This window comes from Winogradskyella sp. (assembly GCF_965656915.1).
GTDB lineage: Bacteria > Bacteroidota > Bacteroidia > Flavobacteriales > Flavobacteriaceae > Winogradskyella.
Genome location: NZ_CBFHMI010000070.1, coordinates 1 through 12308, shown reverse-complemented (window position 1 = coordinate 12308; position 12308 = coordinate 1). Strand labels below are relative to the sequence as shown.

General features: G+C 34.2%; 9 protein-coding genes. 7 read left to right on the top strand and 2 right to left on the bottom strand.

What is annotated here, in order from left to right; translation table 11 throughout:
* From ACTG3Y_RS12295 to ACTG3Y_RS12270, 6 genes are all read left to right on the top strand, one after another.
* On the top strand, positions 1–170 hold a 170-nt coding region (locus ACTG3Y_RS12295), incomplete at its 5' end, for a FeoA family protein (RefSeq protein ID WP_439153220.1).
* Positions 163–2262, top strand: coding sequence for a ferrous iron transport protein B (gene feoB / locus ACTG3Y_RS12290; RefSeq protein ID WP_439153219.1), 2100 nt, complete (start codon positions 163–165; stop codon positions 2260–2262). The genes ACTG3Y_RS12295 and feoB, both read left to right, overlap by 8 nt.
* Positions 2263–2400 (top strand): FeoB-associated Cys-rich membrane protein, encoded by a 138-nt coding sequence (locus ACTG3Y_RS12285; RefSeq protein WP_439153218.1) that lies wholly within the window; start codon positions 2263–2265, stop codon positions 2398–2400. It abuts the gene before it with no gap.
* Positions 2401–2470: 70 nt separating this feature from the next.
* Positions 2471–2869 carry a hypothetical protein gene (locus tag ACTG3Y_RS12280; protein WP_439153217.1) on the top strand — a complete coding sequence of 133 codons (399 nt, stop codon included), beginning with the start codon at positions 2471–2473 and terminating at the stop codon, positions 2867–2869.
* A gap of 68 nt (positions 2870–2937) precedes the next feature.
* Positions 2938–7257, top strand: a complete 4320-nt coding sequence (locus ACTG3Y_RS12275) for a CusA/CzcA family heavy metal efflux RND transporter (protein ID WP_439153216.1) — start codon at positions 2938–2940, stop codon at positions 7255–7257.
* Position 7258: 1 nt separating this feature from the next.
* Positions 7259–8383, top strand: a complete 1125-nt coding sequence (locus tag ACTG3Y_RS12270) for an efflux RND transporter periplasmic adaptor subunit (protein WP_439153215.1) — start codon at positions 7259–7261, stop codon at positions 8381–8383.
* Between the two features lie 7 nt (positions 8384–8390).
* Here ACTG3Y_RS12270 and ACTG3Y_RS12265 read toward each other — a convergent pair whose 3' ends face one another.
* Positions 8391–9215: a ZIP family metal transporter gene (locus tag ACTG3Y_RS12265; RefSeq protein WP_439153214.1), complete on the bottom strand. Its 825-nt coding sequence runs from the start codon at positions 9213–9215 to the stop codon at positions 8391–8393.
* Between the two features lies 1 nt (position 9216).
* Positions 9217–9873 (bottom strand): metal-dependent transcriptional regulator, encoded by a 657-nt coding sequence (locus tag ACTG3Y_RS12260; protein WP_439153213.1) that lies wholly within the window; start codon positions 9871–9873, stop codon positions 9217–9219.
* A 94-nt stretch (positions 9874–9967) separates the two neighbouring features.
* Here ACTG3Y_RS12260 and ACTG3Y_RS12255 point away from each other — a divergent pair, with 94 nt between their 5' ends.
* Positions 9968–12271 carry a TonB-dependent receptor gene (locus tag ACTG3Y_RS12255; RefSeq protein ID WP_439153212.1) on the top strand — a complete coding sequence of 768 codons (2304 nt, stop codon included), beginning with the start codon at positions 9968–9970 and terminating at the stop codon, positions 12269–12271.
* The last annotated feature ends 37 nt before the right edge of the window (positions 12272–12308 follow it).

Sequence of the window (12308 nt, the reverse complement as noted above, 5' to 3'; positions counted from 1 at the left end):
TTCATATTCCATTAAAGCTTTTAGAAATGGGATGTCTCCCAGGCAATTCTGTTGAGTTGGTACAAGTGGCTCCATTTGCGGATCCTCTTTATTTAAATATTAATGGGTCTCATTTAGCAATTAGAAAAGAAACAGCTATTCATATACAAATAGAAACTATAGATGGCTAAACAGATTAATGTCGCACTTATTGGAAATCCAAATACAGGTAAAACATCTGTTTTTAACGCACTTACAGGTTTAAATCAAAAAGTTGGTAACTATCCTGGTATTACAGTTGAAAAAAAGGAGGGAATTTGTAAACTACCGCGTGGTGTTAAAGCGCACATTATAGATTTACCTGGCACCTATAGTTTAAATGCTTCGTCATTAGATGAAAATGTAGTTATAGAATTGCTTTTAAATAAAAATGATAAAGACTTTCCAGATGTTGCTGTGGTTATTAGTGATGTTGAAAACCTGAAGCGTAACCTTCTTCTATTCACACAAATTAAGGATTTAGAAATACCTGCAATTTTGGTTATTAACATGTCTGATCGTATGGCTTATAAAGGCATATCGCTAGACACAGACTATTTAGAGAAAACATTAGAAACCAAGATTGCACTAATAAGTACCAGAAAAAATAAAGGTATAGACACCTTAAAAAACCTAATCACAAATTACAAAGAGCTTTCTACTAAACCATGTTTGGATGCTTCCGTGATTGACGAAACGTATTTTGATAATTTAAGGAAGGCATTTCCTAACCAACTACTTTATAAATTATGGTTAGTAATTACTCAAGATGTTAACTTCGGTAAAACGGACAGAAATACTCTCAATTCTGTTTCGGATTTTAAAACAAAATCTAAAGCAGATCTCAAACGTCTTCAGCAAAAAGAAACCATTAAACGCTACCAGTTTATTAACGAAACACTTAAGAAGGGACAAACCATTGATTTGGCAAGTGCGAAAGATTTAAGAATAAAGTTTGATAGGATTTTAACACACAAGGTTTGGGGCTATTTAATTTTTGGAATTATTTTACTTACTATATTTCAAGCCATATACGATTGGTCTAGTGTACCTATGGATTTTATCGATAGTACGTTTGCATCCTTGAGTGAATGGACTAAAAATACGTTACCAGAAGGAGCCTTTACTAACTTAATAGCAGAAGGAATTATTCCTGGGCTTGGCGGTATAGTTATATTTATACCACAAATTGCATTTTTATTTTTGTTTATCTCAATCTTGGAAGAAAGCGGCTATATGAGTCGTGTGGTATTTTTAATGGATAGAGTAATGCGTCGCTTTGGTCTCAGTGGTAAAAGTGTTGTGCCTTTAATTTCAGGAACTGCTTGTGCTATACCTGCGATAATGGCCACTCGTAATATTGAAAGTTGGAAAGAACGACTTATTACCATTTTAGTAACACCCTTTACCACCTGTTCCGCACGGTTACCTGTATATCTTATTATTATTGCGCTGGTAATTCCTGAAGGTCGAATTTTAGGGTTAAGCTACCAAGCCTTAACTCTAATGCTTCTTTACTTAATTGGTTTTGCAGCGGCTGTTGGCTCCGCTTGGATTCTGCATAAAATTTTAAAAATTAGAAGTAAAACCTTCTTCGTGGTAGAGATGCCTAATTACAAATTACCGCTTCTTAAAAATGTAGGTTTAACCGTATTAGAAAAAACTAAAGCTTTTGTTTTTGGAGCTGGGAAAATTATACTAGCTATTTCTATTGTCTTATGGTTTTTAGCGTCTTATGGCCCAGGAGAAGACTTTAATAATGCTGAATCTATAGTTACAGAGCAATATGCTTCTGATAATTTATCGGAAGAAGAATTGCAACAAAAGATTGCTTCACATAAATTGGAACACTCTTTTATAGGTTTAACGGGTAGAGCAATAGAACCTGCTATAAGACCATTAGGTTATGATTGGAAAATTGGTATTGCCATAGTTAGTTCCTTTGCGGCTCGCGAAGTCTTTGTGGGCACCTTAGCGACAATTTATAGTGTAGGTAGTGATGAAGAGGAGACGATTAAAAACCGAATGGCAGGTGAGGTTAATCCAATACTTGGCGGACCGTTGTTTAATTTTGCCTCTGGTATCTCCTTATTACTTTTTTACGCTTTTGCCATGCAATGTATGAGTACATTAGCCATTGTTAAGCGTGAAACTAATTCATGGAAATGGCCTATGTATCAACTTGTTATCATGAGTGCTTTTGCTTATATTGTAGCATTGATAGCTTTTCAATTACTAAAATAAATGAATACCATAATACAAAACATCTTAGTATTTTCAGCACTTACTTTAGCGCTTGTTTTCTTGATAAAGAAATTTGTTTGGTCCCCAAAGAAAAAATCATCGAGTGGCTGTGGTACTGATGACTGTGGTTGTCACTAATCTTTCATATTAAATTCAAACACTGACATTTGTCAACGTTCTTATTTAAGAATTTACTAACTTTGTCTTAGTGAGTAAATTAATTGCTATAATATTAACAGGTTTTATTTTGATCCAAAGTTTTCATTTAGGAGCTGACGACCTTCTGCAAATAGATGAACTCATCGAACATGCGCAATTTCATAAACAAGAACATGGAGATGATTTTTTTGTCTTCCTATCGAAGCATTATGGTGAGTTAAAAGCTGAGCACAGCAAAAATCATCAGGAGGAAAAGAGTGATCATGAGCAACTTCCTTTTCAATGTCAAGGTCATACCTCCATTATAATTGCTTCTTTACCTCACAACAACGCTACAGACATTAATGAATTCGAGATCTTAAATTCAAAAAAATCAAGTTTCTATTATTTGAACCTTTACGCTTCTCTTCACGAAACAGAACTCCTTCAACCACCAAAACACGTATAATTCATTTTAAAATTTTACCTGTTGATAAAACGCAAACAGGCATTTTTCAATTTTATTACATATGAATTATGTTAGAAAAAATTATAAAATTAAGCTTAAATAATAAGCTTCTTATTTTCCTTTTTACAGCATTTATTATTGGTTTCGGAATTTTCTCTTTAACCCAAATTCCTATTGGCGCTGTACCAGATATCACCAATAATCAAGTACAAGTTATCACCACATCACGTAACTTATCCACACAAGATGTGGAACAGTTTATTACCTATCCTGTAGAGTTGGAAATGGCTAATTTACCTGGTGTCGTAGAAATCAGATCGGTTTCAAAATTCGGACTTTCAGTAGTAACCATAGTTTTCGAAGACGACATGGGCACTTATCTTCCAAGGCAACTTATTGCCGAAAAAATTAAATCGGCTTCAGAGACCATTCCAGATGGTTTTGGCTCACCAGAAATGGGACCAATTACTACGGGTTTAGGCGAAATTTACCAATACATTCTTGATGTAAAACCAGGTTACGAAGACCGCTATTCACCAACTGAATTACGTACCATTCAAGATTGGATTGTTAAACGTCAATTATCGGGTATTCCTGGTGTTGTTGAAGTGAATACTTGGGGAGGATTTTTAAAGCAATACGAAGTAGCCATCAACCCAAACAAGTTAAATGCTATGAATATTTCAGTTACCGAAATTTTTGATGCATTAGAAAAAAACAATAGTGTCGCTGGTGGTGGATATATTGAAAAAACCAACGAAGCCTTTTTTATTCGTGGTGAAGGATTGGTTAAAAGTCTGGAAGACATTGAGCAAATCGTTGTTAAAAACAACGGTACTCCAATTTATATTAAAGATGTTGCCGAAGTTGGTTTTGGTAGCGCAACACGTTTTGGTGCCATAACTGGAAATGGCGAAGGAGAAAAAGTGTTGGGTCAAATCATGATGCTTAAAGACGGTAACTCTAAAGCCATTATTGATGCTGTAAAAGCACGCGTAGCATCCATACAAAAAAGCTTACCAGACGGCGTTTACATCAATGGGTTTTTAGAACGAAGTGAGCTGATTGGAAAAACCACATTTACAGTATCAGAAAACTTGATATTAGGATCACTAATCGTCATTTTTGTTGTGGTATTACTGCTTGGTAATTTACGTTCTGGTTTGGTGGTCGCATCGGTTATTCCGCTAAGTTTATTATTTGCCATTTCACTGATGAATATTTTTGGAGTCGATGCCAATTTAATGAGTCTTGGTGCTATTGATTTTGGGATAATTATTGATGGCGCTGTGATTATAGTCGAGTTTATTGCGTTTAGAATTATCACGCAAAGCGAAAAACTAAAAACACTCAATAATGAAGCAAAACAGACCGAAATTGACCAAATAACACTAAAAAGTGCCTCAAAAATGATGAATTCTGCCATTTTTGGGCAACTTATCATTTTAATTGTCTTTATCCCAATTTTATCCCTAAGCGGTGTAGAAGGCAAAATGTTTAAACCTATGGCATTAACGTTCAGCTTTGCTTTAATTGGCGCTATGCTATTGTGTTTAACTTACGTGCCTGTCGTTTCATCTTTATTTTTAAAACCGACAAAACCTAGTGATAAAAATATTTCGGTAAGGTTAATGAAAACCTTAAACTCATGGTACAAACCATCCATACATTGGGCTTTACAATACAAAAAACTGGTAGTTACTTTAGCTGGATTATTATTAGCTGTAAGCATCTTTTTATTTAGTAGAATGGGTGGCGAATTTGTACCTACTTTAGATGAAGGTGATTTTGTAATTCAACCGGTTTTGAAAACAGGTACATCACTAGGGAAAACCATTGAAATCACAACCAAAATTGAACAAATTCTGTTAGAAAAATTCCCAGAAGTGGAGCAAGTTGTGAGTCGTATTGGTGCTGCCGAAGTCCCAACAGACCCAATGTCTATGGAAGAAAGTGATGTGATTATAAAACTAAAACCAAAAGACGAATGGGTAAGCGCAAAAAGCAAAGACGAGTTAGCCGATAAATTTAAGGAAGCACTATCCGTGATTCCTGGTATGGAAGTAGAATTTACCCAACCCATAGAAATGCGTTTTAATGAGTTGATTACTGGTGTTAGAGCTGATGTAGCCATCAAAGTTTTTGGTGAAGACTTGTCGGTTTTAGCAGACAAAGCAGACGAAATCAAATCACTGATTAAAGACGTTGAAGGTGCCTCAGATATTATTATTGAAAAAGTAGAAGGTTTACCACAAATGAGCGTGACATTTAACCGTAGTAAAATAGCACGTTACGGACTGAATATTTCTGATGTTAATCAAGTCATCTCAATGGGATTTGCTGGCGGAACGGTTGGAAGCATTTTTGAAGGCGAAAAACGTTTTGATTTAGTCATGCGATTAAATAAAAACAACCGAAAAAATCTGGCAAGTCTTCATAATTTATATATAGATACGCCAAGTGGCGTCAAAATTCCTTTAAGCGAATTGGCCGATATTAAGTACACTACTGGACCGGCAAAAATATCAAGAGATGATACCAAACGTCGTATTGTGGTTGGTATTAACGTTCGTAATCGTGATTTACAATCGGTTGTGGATGATGTGAGAACTATTATTGATAATCAGCTAAAATTACCCGTTGGCTACAACATTACTTATGGCGGACAATTTGAAAATTTACAAAGCGCCAAAGCTAGATTGATGGTGGCAGTGCCCATTGCGCTGGCTTTAATATTCCTCCTACTCTACTTCGCATTTGGTTCGGCTAAAGAGGCATTGCTGGTATATTCTGCAATTCCTTTATCTGCAGTTGGTGGCGTCTTACTTTTATGGTTACGCGATTTACCATTTAGTATATCCGCAGGAGTTGGTTTTATCGCACTTTTTGGTATTGCAGTGCTTAACGGAATTGTGTTAATAGAACATTTTAAAGAACTAAAAGAAGAAGGCATGGACGATATAGAAGAACGCATAAAACGTGGTACAGCCGAGCGTTTAAGACCAGTATTACTAACCGCAGCAGCAGCAGCTTTAGGGTTTTTACCTATGGCGGTTTCGACCAATGCTGGTGCCGAAGTACAACGTCCGTTAGCTACCGTTGTTGTTGGCGGATTGGTTACTGCAACCATATTAACACTTATTGTTTTACCTGTACTTTATGCTTGGTTTGAAACTAAAAAAGAACTAAAAATAAATAAAGCAGCAGTGGTTACTATTATTAGTTTCTTTTTTATGATGAATGCTAACGCACAATCAAAATTAATAATTGAAGAAACCCTAGCACTAGCAATAGAAAACAATGCTGGCTTAAAAGCGTCGAACCTAAAGATAGATGAAAGTAATGCGTTAATTGGAAGCGCTTTTAGTTTTGATAAAACGTCTGTATACTATAGTTATGACGAGAATAATTTAGCGATAAACAACCAACCTCTGAAAGTATTCGGTGTGGCTCAGGATTTTAAATTTCCGACAGTATATTTTGCAGAGAAAAAAGCTAACAAAGCCAAAGCAAATCTGGCAAAAACTAATTACAATCTTCAATTTAGACAAATACAGCAAGCCGTTTATGCTAATTACTACCAGTTAAGTTATGCTAAAAATAAAGCAAAAACCTATCAGTATTTAGACAGTCTGTTTCAAGATTTTGCTAAAAAATCTAAACGACGTTTTGAGTTGGGCGAAACGAACTATCTAGAAATGATTACTGCAAAATCCAAACAAAAACAGCTAGAAACTTTATATAAACAAGCTTTAAAAGAAGTTGCTTTTTCTAAAGAGCAATTAAAAAGTGTAGTACAAGTAGATACATTATACATTGTTGACCAGCCACTAGTACAATTAGAATTAAAAACAATTTCAACACAAAACAATGTTGGTTTACAATATTTTGAAGAGGCAAAAAATTATCAAAGCGCATTGTATCAGCAAGAAAAACAAAACTTGCTTCCTGATATCAGTTTAGAATATTTTCAAGGCACTAACGACCTATTAAACACTAACCTTATAGGTTATCAAATTGGTTTAAAAATTCCGCTGTTATTCTCTGGTAATGCTTCAAAAATAAAAGCTTCAAAAATTGCCAAAGCCGTTATTACAGAGCAGCAACAAGATTATAAAACAAAGCTTGATGCTAAGTACAAGTCGCTTTTAGCCACTTTAGAGCAATATGAAGAAGCTGTAAGATATTATCAGAATGAAGGTGAAGACCTGAAAAACCAAATTATAAAAACAGCAAACCGTACGTTTAAAGAAGGTGAAATAGATTTCTTTCAATACATACAAAGTCTAGAAACGGCTAGTGGAATTGAGCTATCTTATCTTGAAAATTTAAACGCTTATAACCAAACTGTAATTAAAATTAATCACTTGACATTAAACATAAACTAAAATGAAAAACATATATATCCTACTTTTTTCACTTGCATTTTTAGCCTGTGGAAATAAAGAAAACAGCACAGAAACTGTTGAAAACACTAAAACAGAAAGCAACAGTATAACCGTAACTAAAGTGCAATTTGAAAGTGAAAACATGGTTCTAGACACTTTAAAACCAGTTAGTTTTGACAACACTATACAAGTTACTGGCATGATAGATGTACCGCCTAAAAACAAATCTAGTGTCACAACTTTTATTGGTGGCTATATTTCTAAAACACCGCTTTTAGTTGGTGATGAAGTTAAAAAAGGACAGCTATTAGTAAGTTTACAAAATCCTGAATACGTCGAAATTCAGCAAAACTATCTGGAAATAGCCGAGCAACTTAATTATTTAAAAGCTGAATTTAACCGTCAGAAATCACTTTATGATGAGCAAATAACTTCAGAAAAAAACTATCTAAAAGCACAAAGCACCTACAAAAGTAGCTTAGCAACTTACAATGGATTACGAAAAAAATTACAGATGATGAATATAAGTCCAAGCGCTGTAGAACAAGAACAAATGACTTCAACCATCAATTTATACGCGCCAATAAATGGTCATGTTACTAAGGTAAACGTTAGTAATGGGACGTATGTCTCACCAAGTGATGTCATTTTAGAAATTGTAGATATTGATCATATTCATTTAGAATTGACAGTGTTTGAAAAAGACATCATGCAAATTAAAAAAGGTCAAAAAATAACCTTTAGAATCCCTGAAGCTTCAGATAAAACTTATGATGCAGATGTGCATTTAGTTGGTACAACGATTGACGAAACTACAAGACGTGTCAAAGTCCATGGTCATGTAGATAATGAATCAGCTAATTTTATTGTTGGTATGTTTGTAGAAGCTAATATTATTACTAATCATTCAGAAGGTTTAGCCTTATCAAATCAAGCCATTGTCACTATGGAAAATGATAATTATGTGCTTGTTTTAGATGAAAAACAAAATGATGAATTTCACTTTAAAAAAATAAAAGTTGATTTAGGGAAACAAGACGAAAATTCAGTTGAAATTTTAAATCCAGAAGCTTTAAAAGACAAGAAAGTATTAGTTGAAGGTATAGGCATGTTAATGGAAGAATAAGCTCTATCTAACCCAAACCTACATCTAAAGTCATCATAATAATAAAGCCTCCAATAAATCCTAAAGTAGCTATATCTGTATATTTATCGCGTTGGGTTTCAGGTATAACTTCTTCAACAACTACAAATATCATTGCACCTGCTGCAAACGCTAAAGCATAAGGTAAAATAGGTTGGAAAAAAGTAACAGCTACAGCACCAACAACTGCTGCTATAGGTTCTACTATGGCAGACATTTGCCCATACCAAAAACTTTTAAATTTACTTACACCATGTCGTCGCAATGGCATGGAAACCGCTAAACCTTCAGGGAAATTTTGAATACCAATACCAAGTGATAAAGCCACCGCTCCACCTATAGTGGCTTCAGGTATTCCTGCGGCTACTCCCCCAAATAATACGCCTACTGCTAAACCTTCTGGTATGTTATGTAGTGCTATTGCCAAAACTAATAGCGTAGTTCTATGCCAAGGTGTTTTTACGCCTTCTTTTTCATCTTCTCTAAAATTAATATGAAGGTGAGGTAATATTTTATCCAAACCAAAAATAAATAGTGCACCCATTGAAAACCCTACAACTGCAGGTATCACTTTTACAAAACCTTCTCCTTCACTCATTTCTATACCTGGTGCCAATAAACTCCAAAAACTTGCGGCTACCATGACTCCTCCGGTAAATCCTAACATACCATCTAATACGGCACGATTCATCCCTTTAAAAAAGAAAACTAAAGAAGCACCTGCAGCAGTTACAATCCAGGTAAAAAGCGATGCATATAATGCACCCAGAACAGGATCTATAGATTCGAAATATTGAATAACATCTTGTATCATATTAATTAGTTTTTACAAATAAATTATTAGAAACTGTTTTTGAAATATTTAGTTCTATTCCGTTAATTGATATGGTCATCGATTCATCAAATGGCTCTTTTGCTTTAACTTTAATTTCAGTTCCTAAGGCAATTTGATTTTTATCTAAATATTTTAAAAATTCTGTTGAGGAATCATCTACACCAACACAAGTACATTTAGTATTGGCTCTTACTTTAGATAATTTAACTTTATCGGATTTTGAAATATTACCATCTTTATCTGGTATCGGATCTCCGTGCGGATCATGGGTAGGGAAATCTAAAAACACATCTAATTCATCAATAAGTTTTGGTGACTTTATATGTTCTAATTGCTCGGCAACATCATGAACTTCATCCCATGAAAAATTAAGTTTATCAACCAAAAACACCTCCCAAAGCCTATGTTTTCTAACAATATTTGCAGCTAAGATCAATCCTGTTTTGGTTAAACTAACTCCCTGATATTTTATATGATTTACTAAATCTTTGTCGGCTAATTTCTTTACCATGTCAGTTACTGACGAGGCCTTGGTTTGAATTTTTTCAGCAATAGAATTGGTGCTTACAGCACCTCCTTCCTGGCGTTCTAAATGATATATAGCTTTTAAATAATTCTCCTCAGATAAAGTTATCATGGTACTCTAAACTTTGTACAAATATAGTTTTATTTTAGTTAAGTAAATATATTTTTAGACTTGTCTAAATTTTATTTTACATTTGCAATAAAATTTGAAAATATTGTACAGAGCATTACTTATTCTTTTTACCCTTTTGCCCTTAGCTGGTTATACACAGAATACCTACACAATATCTGGTAAAATTACCTCTGAAGGAAAACCACTTCCTTACACAAATGTGTATCTCGAGAATACTACTTTTGGAGCTCTTAGTAATTCTGAAGGTTATTACGAAATTAAAGATGTAGAGCCAAGGGTTTATACAATTATAGTTTCTATGACAGGCTATAAAACACAACGAAAGCAAATCACTGTAAACAGTAACTTAAGTCTAAACTTTGATTTAGAAACCGAAATTTTAGACGAAATTGTAATTACTGGTACCAGAACATTTAAGCGTCAAACAAATTCTGCAGTCATTGTTAATATTTTGAATAGTGAGACTTTAGGTGGACTGCAAGCCTGTAATTTATCTGATGGACTAAAATTTCAGCCAGGTCTTAGAGTAGAAACAGATTGCCAAACTTGTAATTACACACAACTCCGAATCAATGGTCTTGGAGGTGGTTATTCACAAATTCTCATTAACGGTCGCCCTATATTTAGTCCACTAACGGGTTTATATGGTTTGGAGCAAATTCCGGTAAATATGATAGAACGAATAGAAACGATTAGAGGAGGAGGGTCTTCGCTTTATGGTTCTAGCGCTATTGGTGGAGTTGTAAATGTCATTACCAAAGTTCCAAAATCTAATAATTTCGATGTAAATTATACCTATCAGAATATAAATGGCGGTGCAGATGACCATATGGTTTCAGGTAATGCAACGGTAATTTCTGAATCTAAAAATGCTGGAGTTTCACTCTTTGTTAATCATCGTAATCGTGATTTTTACGATCATAATGATGATAACTTTTCAGAATTAACAACGTTAAAAAATAATTCATTTGGTGCAAATTTCTTCTTTTTACCTTCTGAAAATCAAAAGCTAGAAGCTAGTTTCAGTAAACTTAATGAATATCGTTACGGTGGAGAAATGGTAGACGGACCAGCATATTTAACGCAGCAGGCAGAAGAGCGCACCCATGATGTAATAATGGGAAGTCTAGACTATCAAATAAACTTTAATAACGGTAATAGTTCATTAATCACTTATTTTGCAGGACAACAAACAGACAGAGATCATTATACAGGAATTTTCCCTGATGAAATAGGCGATATTGAAGAACACATTGCTAATCCGCCATACGGAACTTCAAAAACAGTTACGCTTCAAGGAGGTGTACAATTTAATCATAGATTAAATGATTTCTTTAGTGGTAGTAACGTTCTTACTATTGGCACCGAATATTTGGTCGATGATGTTTTAGATGTTATAGATTCCTATAACTATGAAATAGACCAAACCACAAAAAATCTCGGTACATTTTTTCAGAGCGACTGGGAGATTACTTCAAAGCTGAATTTACTTTCTGGCTTTAGAGTAGATAGTAATAATTTAGTTGATAATTTAATCGTAAGCCCTCGTTTTTCTTTATTGTATAAATCTGAATCTAATATACAGTTGAGAGCAACTTGGAGTACCGGTTTTAGAGCACCACAAGCTTTTGATACTGATCTACACATTGCTTTTGCTGGCGGAGGAGTATCGCGTATTAACTTAGATGATGATTTAGTGGAAGAGCGTTCAAATAGTTTCAGTGCTTCTATTAATTATGATAAATCAACTGAAAATTTTATTGCAGGTTTTACATTAGAAGGCTTTTATACCAAGTTAGAAGATGCTTTTTATCTCAACCCAATTGGTGAAGATGAATTTGGACAACGATTTGAAAAGCAAAATGGTGATGCTGCCGTTGTACAAGGCGTAACATTAGAATTAAGAGGAAATTATAATAAAAAAATTCAGCTAGAGACTGGGTTTACCATTCAAACCAGTGAATTTGATACCGTAGTTGAAACAATTGAAGGTCTTAATCCAAGACGAGAATTTTTAAGAACACCTAATCAATATGGTTTTGCAACTTTAAGTTTTATGCCTAATACTAGATTCAATACCAATTTAAATTATGTATATACTGGCGACATGCTTTTAGCTCATTTTGCAGGTGCACCAGAACAGCTCATTAATGAATATAAACGTACACCTTCATTTCACGAATTTAGTTGGAGAAGCAGTTACAGATTTAACCTCAATAATCTCAATACAGGTTTAGAGATTTTTGGCGGTATTAAAAATATTTTTAACGCCTACCAAAATGATTTCGATACTGGGAAAAATAGAGATAGTAATTATGTTTATGGTCCAGGAATGCCTAGAACATTTTTTGTTGGGTTGCGAGTATTATCTATTTAAAACCACGTTCATTCTGAATATATTCGTAAGCTTCCTG